Origin of the sequence: Enterococcus sp. C63, assembly GCF_040887215.1 — a bacterium.
GTDB classification, from domain to species: Bacteria; Bacillota; Bacilli; order Lactobacillales; family Enterococcaceae; genus Enterococcus_B; species Enterococcus_B hirae.
The window spans coordinates 144,344-162,327 of record NZ_JBFOFI010000005.1; the positions used below are offsets into that span (position 1 = coordinate 144,344).

General features: G+C 36.2%; 13 protein-coding genes and 1 pseudogene. 7 read left to right on the forward strand and 7 right to left on the reverse strand.

The genetic code is table 11. The features are described 5' to 3' along the window. The 3 genes from parC (at nt 1) to pflA (ending at nt 5,876) form a co-directional block, all read left to right on the forward strand. A complete protein-coding gene (gene parC, locus AB3H90_RS09105; RefSeq protein ID WP_368016603.1) occupies nt 1-2,451 on the forward strand; it encodes a DNA topoisomerase IV subunit A in 2,451 nt (816 codons plus the stop codon). Between the two features lie 274 nt (nt 2,452-2,725). Continuing rightward, the gene (gene pflB, locus AB3H90_RS09110) at nt 2,726-4,957 is read left to right on the forward strand and encodes a formate C-acetyltransferase (RefSeq protein WP_010719453.1); all 2,232 of its coding nucleotides are present in this window, start codon (nt 2,726-2,728) and stop codon (nt 4,955-4,957) included. Between the two features lie 151 nt (nt 4,958-5,108). Further along, entirely contained in the window at nt 5,109-5,876 is a 768-nt protein-coding gene (gene pflA / locus AB3H90_RS09115) for a pyruvate formate-lyase-activating protein (protein ID WP_010737384.1), read from the forward strand. A 67-nt stretch (nt 5,877-5,943) separates the two neighbouring features. Here pflA and AB3H90_RS09120 read toward each other — a convergent pair. Beyond that, nucleotides 5,944-6,140, reverse strand: a pseudogene (locus AB3H90_RS09120) (ISL3 family transposase); the annotation flags it as partial. 233 nt (nt 6,141-6,373) lie between these two features. Between AB3H90_RS09120 and AB3H90_RS09125 the strand changes: the two are divergent. Further along, a complete protein-coding gene (locus AB3H90_RS09125) occupies nt 6,374-6,832 on the forward strand; it encodes an LMxysn_1693 family intestinal colonization protein (protein ID WP_368016604.1) in 459 nt (152 codons plus the stop codon). Between the two features lie 7 nt (nt 6,833-6,839). Further along, on the forward strand, nt 6,840-7,406 hold the full coding sequence (locus tag AB3H90_RS09130; RefSeq protein WP_081001079.1) for a CPBP family intramembrane glutamic endopeptidase: 567 nt from the start codon (nt 6,840-6,842) through the stop codon (nt 7,404-7,406). A gap of 208 nt (nt 7,407-7,614) precedes the next feature. Here the strand turns inward: AB3H90_RS09130 and AB3H90_RS09135 are convergent, their stop codons facing one another. After that, nucleotides 7,615-7,863 carry a hypothetical protein gene (locus tag AB3H90_RS09135; RefSeq protein ID WP_368016605.1) on the reverse strand — a complete coding sequence of 83 codons (249 nt, stop codon included), beginning with the start codon at nt 7,861-7,863 and terminating at the stop codon, nt 7,615-7,617. A gap of 9 nt (nt 7,864-7,872) precedes the next feature. Beyond that, nucleotides 7,873-8,640, reverse strand: a complete 768-nt coding sequence (locus tag AB3H90_RS09140) for a DeoR/GlpR family DNA-binding transcription regulator (RefSeq protein WP_010737385.1) — start codon at nt 8,638-8,640, stop codon at nt 7,873-7,875. Between the two features lie 465 nt (nt 8,641-9,105). On the opposite strand from AB3H90_RS09140, the gene AB3H90_RS09145 reads away from it, so the two are divergent. Continuing rightward, entirely contained in the window at nt 9,106-11,340 is a 2,235-nt protein-coding gene (locus tag AB3H90_RS09145) for a helix-turn-helix domain-containing protein (RefSeq protein ID WP_368016606.1), read from the forward strand. Between the two features lie 276 nt (nt 11,341-11,616). On the opposite strand, the gene AB3H90_RS09150 is transcribed toward AB3H90_RS09145, so the two are convergent. The 4 genes from AB3H90_RS09150 to AB3H90_RS09165 form a co-directional block, all read right to left on the reverse strand. Beyond that, on the reverse strand, nt 11,617-12,921 hold the full coding sequence (locus AB3H90_RS09150) for an alpha-L-fucosidase (protein WP_094940800.1): 1,305 nt from the start codon (nt 12,919-12,921) through the stop codon (nt 11,617-11,619). Between the two features lie 10 nt (nt 12,922-12,931). Next, complete coding sequence (locus AB3H90_RS09155) at nt 12,932-13,417, reverse strand: hypothetical protein (protein ID WP_368016607.1); 486 nt, start codon at nt 13,415-13,417, stop codon at nt 12,932-12,934. Nucleotides 13,418-13,432: 15 nt separating this feature from the next. Continuing rightward, nucleotides 13,433-15,301 carry a beta-N-acetylhexosaminidase gene (locus AB3H90_RS09160; protein WP_368016608.1) on the reverse strand — a complete coding sequence of 623 codons (1,869 nt, stop codon included), beginning with the start codon at nt 15,299-15,301 and terminating at the stop codon, nt 13,433-13,435. Nucleotides 15,302-15,711: 410 nt separating this feature from the next. Further along, nucleotides 15,712-16,356, reverse strand: coding sequence for a DUF624 domain-containing protein (locus tag AB3H90_RS09165; protein ID WP_368016609.1), 645 nt, complete (start codon nt 16,354-16,356; stop codon nt 15,712-15,714). A gap of 256 nt (nt 16,357-16,612) precedes the next feature. On the opposite strand from AB3H90_RS09165, the gene AB3H90_RS09170 reads away from it, so the two are divergent. After that, nucleotides 16,613-17,959 (forward strand): alpha-L-fucosidase, encoded by a 1,347-nt coding sequence (locus tag AB3H90_RS09170; protein WP_368016610.1) that lies wholly within the window; start codon nt 16,613-16,615, stop codon nt 17,957-17,959. Nucleotides 17,960-17,984: the final 25 nt, after the last annotated feature.

Sequence of the window (17,984 nt, forward strand, 5' to 3'; positions counted from 1 at the left end):
ATGGAAGAACGTCAAGAAGTCCAAGAACTAACCCTAGAAGAAGTGATGGGTGACCGCTTTGGACGTTACTCAAAATATATTATTCAAGAAAGAGCATTGCCAGACATCCGAGATGGATTGAAACCCGTTCAAAGACGAATTTTATTTGCGATGAATAAAGATGGCAATACTTTTGATAAAGGATTCCGTAAATCTGCCAAATCTGTCGGAAATATCATGGGGAATTATCATCCTCATGGGGACAGTAGTATTTATGAAGCCATGGTTCGGATGAGTCAGGATTGGAAGCTAAGAGAAGTACTTATAGAGATGCACGGAAATAACGGTAGTATGGATGGTGACCCGCCAGCTGCTATGCGTTATACAGAAGCACGGCTCTCCCAATTAAGTGGTGAAATGTTGGCAGATATTGAAAAAAATACGGTTGATCTTGTATGGAACTTTGATGATACTGAAAAAGAACCAACTGTGTTGCCAGCGAGATATCCAAACCTATTAGTCAATGGTTCAACGGGAATTTCCGCTGGTTATGCTACGGAGATCCCTACCCATAACTTAGCAGAAGTCATTGATGGTACGATTTACCTCATTGATCATCCCCAAGCGAGTTTAGAGAAACTAATGGATTATATCCCTGGTCCTGATTTTCCTACTGGGGGAATCTTGCAAGGAAAAGAAGAGATCAAAAAAGCTTATGAAACTGGACGTGGAAAAGTCATTCTGCGATCAAAGACTAAAATTGAAGCGATTAAAGGGAACAAGCAACAAATCGTGATTTCCGAGATCCCTTATGAAGTAAATAAAGCCACATTAGTGAAGAAAATGGATGAAATCCGTTTAAATAAAAAGATCGATGGCATTGCAGAAGTTAGAGATGAAAGTGACCGCACTGGATTACAGATCGTGGTTGAATTGAAAAAAGATGCTAACGCACAAGGTATCCTCAATTATCTGTTTAAAAATACTGAACTACAAATCAATTACAACTTCAATATGGTAGCTATTGATCACATGACACCGCATCAAGTGGGGTTAAAAGATATTTTAAGTAGTTATATTGATCATCGAAAACAAGTGATCACGAAACGAAGTCAATTTGATTTAGAAAAAGCACAAAAGCGCCAGCATATCGTAGAAGGTTTAATGAAAGCTTTGTCGATCTTGGATGAAGTCATTGCCACGATCCGAGAAAGTAAAGATAAGAAAAACGCGAAGCAAAATTTAGTCGAAGTTTTTCAGTTTACGGAAGAACAAGCTGAAGCAATCGTGACGTTGCAACTATATCGTCTAACAAATACGGATATTACGGAATTACGTAAAGAATCAGAAAGCTTAATAGCACAAATCACTGAATTGAACAAAATTCTATCTAATGATAAAGAATTATTCTCGGTCATGAAGAAAGAACTTCGTGAGGTCAAGAAAAAGTATGCTAATGCACGTTTAACGACAATTGAAGACGAAATCGAAGAAATCAAAATTGATACAAAAGTGTTAGTAGCACAAGAAGATGTGATTGTCAGCGTAACAAAGGAAGGTTATGTGAAACGGACTAGTCTACGTTCATATAGTGCTTCTAAACCAGAGGAAATCGGCATGAGAGAAGGGGACTATCTCTTGTATTCTGGTGAACTAAATACCTTGGATCATGTGTTGTTGATCACCAATAAGGCAAATGTCATTTATCGTCCTGTCCATGAATTGCCAGATTTAAAATGGAAAGATGCTGGAGAACATATTTCACAAACGATTGTCAATCTTTCGGTTGATGAATCGATTCTAGCTGTTTTCCCATACAAAAAAATCGAAGCAGAAAAAACATTGGTCTTCATCAGTAAAAATGGCTGGGTTAAACAAACTCGAATGACTGAATTTGAACCATGGCGTACTTATAAGAGTCGTCCGTTAAGTGGCATGAAACTCAAAAGTGACGATGATGAATTAGTTGCGTCTTACTTGGTAGAAGGTCAAACGGATTTAGATCTCTTTTTAGTCACCTACCAAGGGATGGGGTTACGATATCCATTAGAAGAAGTACCTGTGGTAGGAGCAAAAGCTGCTGGCGTTCGTTCAATCAACCTCAAAGACGAAGATACTGTCGTTAACGGGTTACTCGTTTTGACAGAAGGAGATACGCCAATCATCATCGTCACCCAACGTGGTGCGGTGAAACGGATGCTTGCGCAAGAAATTAGTCAAACCTCTCGAGCAAAACGTGGTGTTACGGTTCTACGTGAACTAAAGAAAAACCCACATCGAGTTATTCATATGTCTGAAGGAAACGCCAAAGAAATAATGATCATCAATCAAAAAGGTCAAGAGCTAATGATTGACCCAACGGATTATCCGATTGGCGATCGAACGTCTAATGGCTCATTTGCAGTTGACGAGAAAAAAGGCGGCGAAGTGATCAAAGTCATTGAGCCACCTGAAGTAGCCATTACCGATTAACTGTTATAGTTTTTTTGAAAGAAGGTAGATCTGTTTTAATACAGAACTACCTTCTTTTTTCTGATTATTAAAAAATTATAAATATTAAGATAAGAAAATATGAAAGTGTTCACAATTGCTAAAGCTTGGTATATTAGCGTTTGTTGTTATAAGTGAATAAAAACGCCATCTTTTGTTAAATAAAAAACAAGAAAACCCTTGCAAAGATGCTCGTCTGTGTTATACTAATCACGTAAAAACTGTTACATAAAACAGATAACGGGAGGTCCATACAATGGAGCAATGGAATGGATTTAAAGGAACGAAATGGAAAGAAGGCGTAGATACAAGAGACTTCATCCAAAATAACTACACTGAATACCGTGGAGACGACAGCTTTTTAGAAAAACCAACTGAAGCAACAGAAAAGCTTTGGGCAGAATTACAAAAACTAAATGATATTCAATTTGAACGCAATGGTGTTTATGACATGGACACAGAAATCGTTTCAACGATTACCTCACATGATGCAGGTTATTTAGACAAAGATCTTGAAAAAATCGTTGGTTTACAAACAGATAAACCATTGAAACAAGCATTTATGCCATTTGGTGGTATCAATATGGCTAACAATGCATTAACAAGTAATGGTTACACACCTAATGATGAGCTGACACATATCTTTAGCGATTGGCGTAAAACACATAACCAAGGTGTATTTGATGCCTACACAGCTGAAATGCGTGCAGCACGTAAAAACAAAATCATTACAGGCCTTCCAGATGCTTATGGACGTGGACGAATCATCGGCGACTACCGTCGTATCGCATTGTATGGTATTGACTATTTGATGGAACAAAAGAAAAAAGACCATGATATGACAGGTTTCCATACAATGGATGAAGAAGTCATTCGTCTTCGTGAAGAAATCACAGAACAATATCGTGCTTTAGCACAAATGAAAGAAATGGCTGCAAAATATGGCTATGATATCTCTAAACCAGCTGCTAATGCAAAAGAAGCAGTACAATGGTTATACTTCGGTTATTTAGCAGCAATCAAATCACAAAATGGTGCAGCAATGTCAATCGGACGTATCTCTGCTTTCCTAGATATCTATATCCAACGTGACTTAGATAATGGCGTGATCACCGAACAAGAAGCACAAGAATTGATCGATCACTTAGTCATGAAATTACGTATGGTGAAATTTGCCCGTACACCAGAATACAATCAATTATTCTCAGGATTCCCAATCTGGGCGACTCTTTCAATCGCTGGAATGGGCTTAGATGGACGCTCATTAGTAACTAAGAATGATTTCCGTCTATTGCACACATTGACTAACATGGGTCCTTCTCCTGAACCAAACTTAACAGTTTTATATTCAGAACATTTACCAGAAGGCTTCAGAACTTATGCAAGTAAAATTGCAATCGAAAGCTCATCTATCCAATTTGAAAATGACAATCTTCTTCGTGAACAATGGGGTTCAGATGATTGCGCTATTGCATGTTGTGTATCTGGAACAGTTGTTGGAAAAGACATGCAGTTCTTCGGTGCTCGTGCGAACTTAGCAAAAGCATTATTATACGCAATCAACGGTGGGGTTGATGAAGTAACTGGTGCCCAAGTTGCTCCTGAATATCGTCCAATCACAGCTGATGTATTAGACTTTGAAGAAGTAAAACACAAATTTATGAATGTGATGGACTGGTTAGCTGAGTTATATGTGAATACATTAAACATCATCCATTATATGCATGATAAATATTCTTATGAAGCAGCTCAATTGGCATTGATGGATTCAGATTTGAAACGTACATTTGCAACAGGGATTGCTGGAATCTCTCATGCAGCGGATAGCTTGTCAGCAATTAAATATGCAGATGTGAAACCAATCCGTAACGAAAAAGGAATTGCTGTTGATTTCGAAGTAACTGGCGACTTCCCTAAATACGGAAATGACGATGATGCAGCAGATGAGTTAGCAGAATGGATCTTAGAATACTTTATGACACAAATCAAACGTCATAAAACTTACCGTAACTCCACACCAACAACGTCATTATTAACAATCACATCAAACGTGGTTTATGGTAAAAACACTGGTAACACACCTGATGGACGTGAAGCAGGTAAACCTCTTGCTCCTGGGGCAAACCCAAGTTACAATGCAGAACAAAATGGATTGTTGGCAAGTCTTAACTCAACTGCTAAAATCAATTATGGTTATGCACGTGACGGGATCTCTAATACGCAAACGATCAATCCTTCCGGTCTTGGAAAAGATGAAGAAACACGTATCGGCAACTTGCGTAATGTATTAGATGGTTACTTCTCTAAGGGAGCGTACCATTTGAACGTCAATGTATTTAGTAATGATCTATTACGTGACGCTATGGAAAATCCAATGAAATACCCTAACTTGACGATCCGTGTCTCAGGTTATGCTGTTAAATTCCGTGATCTAACGAGAGAACAACAACTAGACGTATTGATGAGAACATCACACGATAGAATGTAAAGCGGAATAAATAATACGATCTATCATTAAAAAGAACGATTGAAAAAGGTTGAGGGCAAGGCGGTGGTCTTTGCCCTCGTCTTTTCCTAGCAATCGGTTGATTCAAGTGTCTTTTGAAATAAAATGAAATCAAAGAAAAGAAGTGATCCTTATGGAAGAAAAAACAATTGGCTATGTTCATTCGATCGAAACGTTTGGTTCTGTAGATGGACCAGGCGTTAGATTCGTCGTTTTTATGCAAGGTTGTCGCATGCGTTGTGAATTTTGTCATAATCCTGATACGTGGAATATAGGCGGAGGAAAAGAATATACGGCGGATGAACTATTAGACCAAGCAGAGCGCTATCGTTCCTATTGGGGTTCAGAAGGCGGTATCACTGTTAGTGGAGGCGAACCTTTATTACAGATCGATTTTTTGATCGAACTGTTCAAGAAAGCGAAAGAGCGTGGTATGCATACTACGCTAGATACTTGTGGGAAGCCTTTCACGCGTGACGAACCATTCTTTTCTCGTTTTCAAGAATTGATGAAGTATACTGAATTGTTACTGTTTGATATCAAACACATCGACAACGAAGAGCATAAAAAGTTAACACGTTGGGATAATGAAAATATTCTGGAGATGGCGCAATATCTTTCTGAAATCAATAAGCCAGTGTGGATCAGACACGTATTAGTTCCTGAACGCAGTGACTATGATGAATACTTGATTCGGCTGGATGACTTTATCAAGACATTGAACAATGTAGCTAAAGTAGAGATTCTACCTTACCATACGATGGGGAAATATAAGTGGGAAACACTTGGCTTAGATTATCCACTAGAAGGTATTGAACCGCCAACAAAAGAAAGAGTCGAGAATGCCAAACGACTACTTCACACAGAAGACTATCGAGGATATCTTAGCAATAAGAACTGAGTAGCTGTGTAAAATCAAATCTGGGTCAGAATGAATCTCATTCTGTCTCAGATTTTTTTCATTTACTTTAATTAATTGATTTAAATCTGTAAGTTACTCGTTTGGTTGTCTTTTCATGAGGATTCTTCGCTTCTATTTTCCCATTAGAGTACGGAGAAATCAGCGCATTGGTGTTCCCATCTTCATAGTACAGAAGGTTTGAAGCTTCACTCGAAAGCTTTCATCTTGCGTTTCTGGAATTTCTTTTAACAATGAACAAAAAAGAAAAAAGAGACATCACGTATGAACAAGCTTTTACAGGATTCTTTGAGGTAAATTAGTTAAAATTACAAATATTTAACTAATATATGGATGGTTTATTCTATTTTTGACTGGTTTTATCGCAAAATTAAATAACAAAATTTATATAGAATAAATATTGACAACCTTAAATTTTTCTATTATTCTAAAAACACAGAAAACGTTTTCTTAATCTATTGTTACTGAGAGAGAACACCATGAAAAAGCATTTATTTAAAACAATGTCATTATCAACGTCCATTTTGACTTTAGGTTCTGCCATTATGCCTAGCGTTGGAGTATTAGCTAGTGAGCATAATATTTCTAATATAGTTGCTTATTCTGATGATGACTATTATTACGTATTAGATGAATCTACTATTCAAACGAGAACTTGGTCAAAACCTCAAAACTGGTCAATCAAGAAAGGAACTCGAACTTATTTAGGTGTAGAAACTCATACGCGTGGTACAAAATTATCCATTAGTGCTAATATTTTTGGAATGAAAATCGAATTAAATAGAACTACTTCTGCAAGTGGAAAATTTAAAAAATATCGTCAAAATGCAACAATAACCGTAACCTATAAAGTTTATAGGAAAGTTGATAATCGTTATGTTCGTACAGAAACTGCAACAGCAAACACACAGTATATTGATTATATTCCTATTGGATAGTGATTGAATGGTTAAATGGTTATTTTGTAGTACGTACTTACTCTTAACTTTTATTATTCCTTCGCTTGGTGTACCCTCGAATATTTATTTTTTATTTGAGCATAGTAGTATCTTCTTTTTCATTTTGTCAGTCGTTTTATTTTATTCTACTTTAATCCAAGAATTGAAAAAAATCAGTATAACAAAACTCTTAAGAGTTGTTATTTCTTCATTTCTCATACTATTTATTATTAATTTGATTAATACACCAATTTCAAAAAGTTTAAGCCCGAGTGATTTAAAAAATTCACTCTCTTTCTTCTTTTTTAGCGCAATTACTTATGGCGTAATTTTAGAAGAAATAGTTTTTCGCTTCTGTATGATTAACCTTCAAACTAATAAAAAAAGTCAGTATATAATAATGCTAATTTCTGCTTTTTTATTTGCACTTGTTCATGGATTCGGTTTAGTGATTTTCTTAAGTGGAATTCTTTTAGGATTTGTCTATATAAAAACACAAAACATTTGGTATTCCATAATAACGCATAGTTTATATAATTGTTTTGCTATATTGGTTTATTTATTTTTAACTTAATTATTACAAAAAATGTTTAGCAAATGCGACTCTTTATCAATAAGAACTGAGTAGCTGTGTAAAATCAAATCTGGGTCAGAATGAATCATATTCTGTCTCAGATTTTTTGTTTCGCACAAAGCGCACGAAAATGTGACTGAAGAATCCTCCAGTCACATAAATGATAGAGCCAATTAAGCAATGGTCTCAATGCTGTATGTTCATTTTTTTAGCGATACCAAAACACTTTTGATAGCGGATTGTCTTGTTCGATGATCTGTGAATTTAGGTTAATCCATAATAGTTTGATGTAGGTGTGCTGTTTCTTTTGATGAAGCAAATAAGTGCTGTTTGAGTCACCTGCTTTTTGAGAAGAAAAAGGGTGAGTAACAAGGGCGTTTGTTTGGCTGGTTGCAAAAGTTCTATCAACAAGTTGGACAATGAGAAATATTGGATGCTCCAATCGTTTTTTGTCCATTTATATTTCTCATTCAGTGGGATACACCAAGTGAATGTCATTTTTTTCAATGATTCTATGATAAATCTTAGGCGGTTTTTTATTGGTAACAATCGCATCATAATCATAATAATCACCTATCTTGAAAAAATGAGTAGAGTCAAATTTCGTTTCGTCAGCCAATAAAACAATCTCTTGTGCTTTATTCATCATTTCTTTTTTTATTTGTGCTTGATTGAAGTTTGCTTCATAAATCCCTTCATGGTCGAGCCCCCGACAAGATAAAAAGGCAGCATTGAAACGAAAGGAACTGGTAATGGGATCAAGTGTATTTGAAATAACTGTACTAGCATTAAGTTTGACTTCACCGCCAGTCAAATAAATTTTTAAAGATTCGTTCTGACATTCACTTAACTTTAAAGCTGTACGCAAACCATTGGTAATGATAATTAAGTTAGGTATCTTAACAAGTAGTGGAATAAGGTGTAGAACCGTACTGCTGGAATCTAAAAAAATACACATACCTGGTGCAATAAAATCTCGTGCTAATTCACTGATAATCTTTTTTTCCGGGATATTACTGGCTTCTCTTTGAAGATAAGTATATTCCATGTTTGTCGTTTCGTTCAAGATCGCTCCGCCCCAAGTTCTGCGGATCAATTTTCGTTTTTCTAGCTCAAGTAATTCTCTGCGAAGTGTACTTATACTACAGTGAAGGTGAGTACAAAGTTCTTTGGAAGTTGCTTGTTTCTTTTTTACCAAATAGCTTAAAAGATCGCTTGTACGTCTAGTCTCCATTTTTTTCTCCAAGTTTTTCTTTTATTATAGCGCTTTCTTTTTGCGAATAAAATGCTTTTGAATAAAAATGAATGAGTTGAACGAAAATCTTGCTAATTTTTGAACAATGATCAAAATTTTAAGCAAGGATTTCCTTTGATTAGAAAGCGCTTTATAATCGAGGCATACATACATTGGAATAAAAGGAAACGATGGAAGAATAACAGATAAAAATTAGATTTGTGATATATGTAAATAAAATGTGGCGGCAAAAAGCTGGATTGTCAGGATAATGAAAATGGTTCTATGAAGTTGATGGATCAGCTGTTTTAGGTATTTTAATCGGGATCAGCAACCTGTAGATATCTATTCATTGACCAGTGCGGATGGAATTGTGAGGAGTAATTATAGAAATGAAAAGTTGCTATTTGTAACTAAAGCCCTAGATAACACGACAGGATTAGCTAAAGAATCAAGGAGGGACATATGGTACGAGAAGTTGCTACTAACGGGAAAAATAAACAGCACAGACAGCTTTCTAAGTCGATTTTATCTTATCTTTTTGTCTTTCTAGTGCCATTTTTTATGGTATCGTTAATTTGGTTTCATACGGCTAAAGAAAGCATTAATCAGCAAGTTGTTTTGACAGCCAAGAACCAGTTACTCCAATTGAAGTACTCATCTGAAAATAAGTTTTTGCAATTGGATAATATCACTCAACATATTCCTTATAACACCAATCTTTCACCTGGAAGGCTTTCCCATAGTTATTATGCTCGTGAAGGACAGCTTAGCTTGCAACAATATAAGCTAAGTAATGATTTTGTTGAGGAAATTTATCTTTACTACAAAGAAAACCCAAATACATTGTTTTCATCTGCCGGTAGCTTGACAGTGGACAATTTTTTGCAACGAAAAATCAATAATCATTCGCTTGATAAAAAAGAGCTGCTTTCACATCTAGATAACGATATTCCAACTGGGCTAACCCTGAAAAAAGAACCCAATTCCACACAACTTTTTTACATTGTTCCAATTAAAGATGCAGAAATGCATTTTTATGGCGCAGCAATCTATTCAATCAATCTTTCGATTTTGAATAAGCTGTTGAATCTTTCCAATAGTGATGGTATCAGTACCAACTATCTGATTGATGACTCGTATCGTATTCTAGCAGCAGATACCAGTAATAACAAACTAACGGCGCATTTGCATCAGCCGAAGCAAATTCAAATGATCTTGCAACAGGATAATTTTTACTACAACCATCGAAACTATCTTGTCCAGTCTTTGAATAGCAGGGATTTGAATATGTCATTTGTTTCTGTAATGGATCCATCACAAGCTTTGACAAAGATCAATACCATCCACCAAAAGTTTTTAAAACTTTTTTTTGTGATATTTGTGTTTGGTCTAGTGCTTGTAGTGATTATAGGTACTCGTTTTTCACAGCCAATCCGCAACATTGAAAAATTGATTGATCAATATTATCGAAATAAAATCGGTGTAGCTGTTTCCAACGGGAATGTCTATGAAACGTTGGCGCAATTTTTGAACGAACATGAAGAGCTACATAAAGAAATTAAACGACAGACTCCCCATGCGAGAGAACAGGTCCTTAGAAAAATTTTAGGAGGGAAATTTAAGTCTCCAGAAGATTCATTAGTTCTACTGAACTCTGTCCAAGTACATTTTACCGGTACTTGCTATTTTGTCGTCGTAGTTGATTATCCTATCCAGAGCATTGACGACACAGCTAATGAGTTACCGCTGAAAGTAAGCGGAAAGAACTTTTCGGGATATGGTACAGAGATCCTATCTGCAGGAGTGACCGCCTATATCTTTAGTACCTATGAAAAAACTAGTCACAAGAAAGTTGTAATAGAGATGATTCAGCAACTAAAAAAAGCGTGTTACGGTACTTTTAGGATAGGAGTAGGAAATAGTACTGAAAACCTTACGAAGATCAATGCTTCTTATATTGAAGGTTTGGCCGCATTAGACTATTCAACAGTAGAAAATAACTTTGTTTTCTATAATGAAATTCCAAGTGAAGAGTCTTCAACTAGCATTAATTACCCAGATGGAGAAAAACTGAAATTGATTCAAAGTCTGCGTCAAGGAGACTTAACGATTGCTGCGGAAACGATTGAATCGTTGATTGAGCGGGGGATTAAAGAACATTTTTCTTATAGTGGACAAAAAATGTATGGTTTTTATCTATTAAATGCAGTTGCTAAAGTAAGTAGTAATTTGCAAAATAAAACAATTTTGAAAAAAGCAGAAAGAAGTGCCAAGTTTAGTAATTTACTCGAATTGAAGCAACAACTATTAATGCTCGCAAAAATGATCTGTGAGGTAATGCAAGTTAAGCCACAAAATCAAGAGTCTGTGCTGAAAAAAGAATTGTTCGAATATCTTCACAAAAACTATGCTTCTTCCCAATTATCTATGGAAAAGTTGGCAGATGAATTTCAACTTTCCGTTTCGTATCTTAGCCGTTTTATCAAAAAAGAAACAGGTACTACTTTTTCAAAATATCTGCAAGAATTGCGGCTAGAAAAAATCAAGCAAGACTTAATAGAAACTGATTTGCCAATAAAAACGATTATTCAAAAGAATGGTTATTATGATGTTTCAAACTATACGAGAAAATTCAGGACGAACGTTGGTGTGACTCCAGGTCAATACCGAACAATGAATAGAGAAGGAACTTTATAAGCAATAAATAGGAGTAAACTAAGGAGGGCATCGAACTGGAGCAGGACGAAGAAGTCATTTTATTTCCAGTTTTGAGCTTCTAACTAAAAAAACAAAAGCAAATAATTGTAAAAGACTGAAATAACTACCCAAATTGTTGCTTTTTCAGCATACAACTTGGGTAGTTATTCAAATGTTTTACGATATTTCTCACTAAAAGTATGTTTTTACAAGCTTTCGATGCCAGTATTTTTTGTGAATCGACGAAGGAAGTATCATCTGCTTTATATTTGCTCTTTAATCGTCTTTCAAGGTAATTTCAATTACTGGGATCAGCACATCAGGCTTGATGATTGGCAAGGTGATGACAAGATCTTCTGGAGCAATTACTGCTTCTGTAGAAGTAATCACTTCGTCCGGATCAAATCCTCGATAAAAAATTTCCGAGCCATCATTGAGCAGACGAATAAACTCAACTTTACCTGCTAATCCTTTAAGATGAAGGTTGCGGTAAGGATAAGAAAAGAGATGCAGATAAAGCTTGTTTCCATTTTGTGTATATCGGCAATCGTCAGGAGCTTCAAAGGCGCTATATGAACAGCCAATGACAGATGCTTTGTGAAGGGTCATCCAATCCCCGATAGCATGTAGCCGTTCCAACGTTTTCGTATCAATCATTCCTCGTGGATTAGGACCAATATTCATCAAGAAATTCCCATTTTTTGAAACGGTATCAATCAGCATTTTCAAAAGCATCTCACTACTTTTCCATTCCATATTGTCACGGTCATACCCCCAAGTACCATACATTGTCTGACAAGCTTCCCAGATAACAGGCATGCCGTTTTTCTCTAATGGTTTATCAGGTTGAAACTGTTCTGGAGTAGTGATGCCATGGCCTAAATCAAGCCGATCATTCAATAGGAGATGGGGTTGCAGTTCTAAGCAGAGCTTTTCTAGTGCTTCGCTATCCCAATCAATGTGCCCTTTTCCTTTTGACCAACTCCAATCGCGGTGGCTGTAAGAAAAATCGAACCATAAATAATCGATTTTTCCATATTCTGTCAGTAGTTCTTTGACTTGTTCGCGAAGATAGCGTTGATAAATCTTGATATCTCTTTCAGAATTTTTTTCTCGCAGTTTCTGGTTCTCTCTTTCAGGATGCAGTCCGTCCAGTGGGAAATGTTCATGGCGCCAATCGATCAGTGAGTGGTATAACCCGATTTTGATCCCGACTTTGCGAAAAGCCGGGAGTAGCTCTGCCAGAAGATCTCGTCCAAAAGCAGTATTGGTGATTTTGTAATCAGTTTGTTTCGTATCCCATAAGGCAAAGCCTTCATGATGTTTTGTCGTGAATACCATGTATTTTACCCCACAGCGAGCGGCTTCTTTTGCCCAAGCATCTGCATCAAACAAATCAGGGTTAAAATGCTGAAAATATTTTTTTGAATATTCCTCTAAAGAGACTTGTTCTGTGGTCATAAACCATTCGTGTCTAGCTCCCACACTGAACAAACCAAAATGGATAAACAAACCAAAACGATCATGGATAAACCAGTTAGGATCAGGATAGTCGGTGGGCCAATTATTGAATTTTTTCATATGAACACTCCTAATTTAAAAATTGTGTATTTGTCATTGTTGTTTCTTTGATTTTCCATTCATTCTCTTCCAAAATAAAGGTGTGATATGCCGTTGTGATATGATCTCGATATGCCTTCTTCCCATGATTCACTGTTTTTTGTTCTGCCGCTACTAACATCGATTGAGGTGCTTGTTTGATTACTTCGAAAGAAAGCAGTTCATGACTGACATCATAGTCTTTAAAAAATTGCTGCATTTCTTTTGTGGTCGCTTTATGTGCATCTTTGACTAGTGTTGCTAAATAGTCGTTCAGATTTTTATCCGTTGCAGCCTTTAAATTTTGTTGCAAAAGCTGATGGCAGATGTTCGCAGTTCTTTGATTATTGATTTTCCCAGTGATTTTAGTAGATGTCTGTTTTGCTTCGACACGAGGCACGTTTCTGACAAGCTGAGAAGCAGCAGTGACCAACAAAAAAATACTCAGAATGACCAAAAAAAGAGTTCTCTTTTTCATTTTTTATCCCTGCCTTTAGATATCTGATAGTTTACTAGCACTATAAATTCCATGGAACAAGTTTCGCCCGACACCGCTTGCTGTTTTGAAAGGAGCATCGAAGGGTAAAGGCGTTTGCTCAAGCTCAGGCAATTGCTTGATTTCTCCTGTTAAAAATTTATTCAGTCGCCAAACGGTTGTTTCTATCCGACTTTTTAAGGCACCGTAACGAAGATCGATAATTTCATAGCCAAAGGGTTTATTCCATTCAAACCATAGCTGGCGATGGAGGTGTTGCAACTCATTGATCTTTTTGGTGAGAACTTCCAGTTCGTGAAGGATTAGTTGTAACTGGTCATTCCTTTTTGATTGGTAGGCTCGATAAGAGCGACCGATCAAATTTGTTTTTATAAAAAGGACTTGTGCTAATTTCTGATAAAAAGTAAACATCGTTTGTGTGTCCTCATTAGCTGTTACGCTAGATAGTTTCTCACTTAAGTCCTTATAATGCGAAGGAAGTTCTAAATTTTGCAGATCAACATCGTAAAGACCGTATAATAGATCTTGATAAAGTGCCAACTTACTACTATTTGATCCATCAGGGTTATTTTTTGCTACACCTTTCGTCTGATCAAAAGCATCTAGCAGTAAAAAATCATCAGCTTCAAGATGGTGGAAGAGACGGAAACGCTCCTTAATCAGTTCCATGCTTACTTCAGGAGCAAATTGTTCCTCGCTGAATTGTTGTAAACCTAACAAACTTGCGATGATCGGTGTTTCAGCACTATCATCGCCCCATAAAGTAGCATAAACTTCGTTGATTTTTTCCTCTTTTGCGACAGAAAGACTAGCACTGGTCGTTTCAAACGATTTTCCATAATTTGGTGCAAGACCATTCCACGTCCAGATACCGCCCGCAAAAACGATTGGTCGTTGCAATTTTTTATGATTTGAAAAATGCAATTGGTATTCTTCTTTTGAATGATGGTAATAATCCCAATAAACCATACTAATTTCAGGAATCTTTGCAATCAAATCTTCTGGAAAATGTACGTCTTTATCGTAATAGTCTCCTGACTTTGAACCGATTCTAAAAAACATATCGCTCCACATCATGGGCTGTAACTGATAGTTCCTGCAGATTTCCATTACTTTTTTCAGATGCTTTTCCATAATATCAAAGCGATCGATCAAACCATGCTGGGTTAAATAATGACCACGTCCCAGATCATGAGCTTCGTCCATCCCGATATGAATTTTTGACGTTTTAAAAGCGGCTGCGATCACAGAAATTGCACGATCTAAAAATTGATATGTTTTTTCCTCTTCCACAAGGAGAATATCACTTGTATCTCTCATGCCATTGGCAAATCCCCATTTTAGCGGATTAGTTAAATGAGCCAGCGTTTGAATACAAGGAATCAGCTCGATCCCTACCGTCTCTGCAAAAGCATCCAACGCCTTTAATTCCTCAAGAGAATAAGCACCACGACAATAACCAAAATAAGGATAATCAGGGATTTGATACGTATCTTCCATATAAAGCATGCAACTATTTAATCCCATCTTGCTACAAAGAACAAAAAAGTGTTTCAGCTGATCAACAGTCATCACAGCATTTCTAGAAAGATCTACCATGGGCCCAATTTTTTCAAATTGCGGAAACTCTTCATAAGCAAATTCTTCTTCACAGCGATCTAACCAAAGTGACAGTGCTCGAAAAAGATGGGCTTTTTCCTGAAAATAGATAAACGTTTCGTTTTCTTTATTTTCAATTTTTAATGAACCGTTGCGCTGAATCAGTTGGAGTGGTTTTCCATTATCTGAAATAGTTAACGCTAATTCGTTTGTCGCAATTTCAAAAAAATCACGCATGACATCTGTAAGTTCGATTGAAACTTGCATAATAACCTCCTTGAAGTAATCGTTTTCATTTTCAGTATATAGCACTTATAAAAAAAGAAAATAACTAGCTTGAAAGTACATAATCTGTTTATTTGACATAGTGAAAGTTGATGAATATACATAGCCAATCAGCTTCTGGAAAATAATAAATGAAAGGGATAAGTAACAGGTAGTAGCCTTAGCAAAAATTGAAAAAAGGCTTGAGTCAACGATTGGCAGAAGGTTCCCTTTGATGGCGAAAATTATGAATAAGGAGTGAAACAGACATTTGGCTTTTACCTAAAGGGCTGACGAATCGCATTGTAGATTGTAAGTTAAAAAAAGAGCTATTATTGAGGTTTCCTTGTAAAATCTCCTTGCAGTTTTGTTGTAGCTTTTAGCTGTTTGTTTGATTTAAGGTTTGTTTTTTGTTATTGCGTTAACGTACGATTTTTTTCTTCAATTTTAATCATTGATTGCAAAGAGAACCAACTTAATGGCAAACAGAATAAAGGCACAAAAGCCACGATTGTCAAAATTGGGAAAAAGGTAGAGACAACCGTCACGACAAAGATCCCCAGAATAATCGCTACGGTTTCAATCAAGCTACACAAAGATAGAAATAATGCTTGTTTGAAATATTGTGTGAATGACAAATCATAACGTAAAAATACTGGGAATAAATAAAGAATGACTATGACAGTTGCGATAAATAATAATAAGATCCCCATATGAATGAAAGGGTTTTGTAAATACACAGCTGCAATTCTCAGATCCATCCATAGAAATCCTAGTAACATGCCAGCAGCATAGCCTAGTTGATTTGTTGAAATAAACAGATTATTGAAGCTTGTTTGAAAATCTGAATATAAGAGTTGAGGAATTTGTTTTTCTTCAAATAAATGATAGAAAAATTTGAGAACGGTAACACTTGCGGGAAAAGTTCCTAGTAGAATACAACCTTTTAATACCGATAAAAACCAAAATACTTGGAGCTTGATGAGAAAAAGCAAGAATTTTCCTAAAGAATAGGTGAAATCAAAAATAGAATGTGGTGATCGTTTATGTTGATTCATAGCTAAAACCTCCTTGTATTAGTCATACAGCTCTTTTTATTATAGTAAGGTTTATTTATGTTTTCTATCAGTATGCGATTATTACATAGCTTTTTCTACTTTTACATAGTTACTTTCCGACTAAGAGATAAGATATAGATATCCTCTAAATAAGTTACGCTTTATGCTGTTTTTACATAGCTTATGCTTTTTACATATTGCTGTTGCCTTGCTTTTTTTGTAAATTTAAAGCACAAACATGAAAAGGGTTTCATAAATGGCGATACGTGGAGATATCGAAGTACCTAAAGAGGTTGAATTAGATCATAGGACTTATCCAGAAACAGAAATGCTAAAAGAACGATTAGAATGGTTTCAAGATTTAAAACTTGGCGTGATTTTTCACTACGGACTTTATGCTCAAGCAGGAATCGTAGAATCTTGGCAACTTTCTGAAAAAGACCTTTGGGCAAGAGAAGGGCGTGAGTTTCGGAAAGATTTTAAACAACTGCAACTAGACTACTGGAATTTGATTAAAGAGTTTAACCCAGAAAAATTACAGGCAAAGAAATGGGCAAGTATATGTAAAGAAGCAGGCTTTAAGTATTGTATTTTTACAACGAAACATCACGATGGGTTTAATATGTACAATACTCTTGAAACAGAATATAAGGTTGGCGGTAAACAAAGCCCGTTTAAAAGAGATATTTTAAAAGAAGTTTTTGAGGCTTTTCGTAAGGAAGAAATAGCAACAGGAGCCTACTATTCAAAAGCCGATTGGTATTCGCCGTTTTATTGGTTGGATGACGATACGATTAAGGGGCGTCATGCGAGCTATGATACGGAACGTTACCCAGAAATTTGGCAACGTTACGTAAGTTTTGTTCATAATCAGATTAAAGAAATCACGCATAACTATGGTCATGTGGATCTTTTATGGTTAGATGCTGGTTGGTGTGGACAGAAAAAAGAAGACCTGGAAATGGATCGATTAGCAGAAATCGCGCGTGAGAAGCAACCGGAATTAATTATTGTGGATCGTATGATGGGGGGCAGACATGAGAACTATGTGACCCCTGAACGAAAGGTGCCAGAACTAGCTGAAATTCCCAAGAAAGTTTGGGAAAGTAATATCCCGATTGGTGATGATTGGGGCTATGTACCAAATGATCGCTTTAAGAGTTCCCAAGAACTATTGGAAACTTTTGTCGATGTGGTCAGCAAAGGTGGGAATTTGATCTTAGGAGTTGGGCCAAAACCAGATGGTACCTTTACTGATGAAGAAACCAAAATCTTACAGGAAATTGGGAAATGGCTAAATATCTATGGAGAAGGAATCTATGAAACTCGCTCACAACCTAAAGAATGGCAAAATCAGTGGAAATTAACATACAGCAAAGATCAAACCATACACTATGCCTTTCAAAGTATTCGCTTTACACAAGAAAAAATATTTTTAGCTGACATTGAGGCCGATAAACATCATGTGATTAAAGATTTATCTACAAAAAAAGAATTAGAAGTATATACGGACGAAGATCAAATATATATCCTCAGCAGTGAATTAGAGAAACCAGCAATTGGGCTGATTGGTCTTGAAATTTTAAAAAAGCCACAAGGATAGAGATGAGTGAACTTCATAAAAGGAG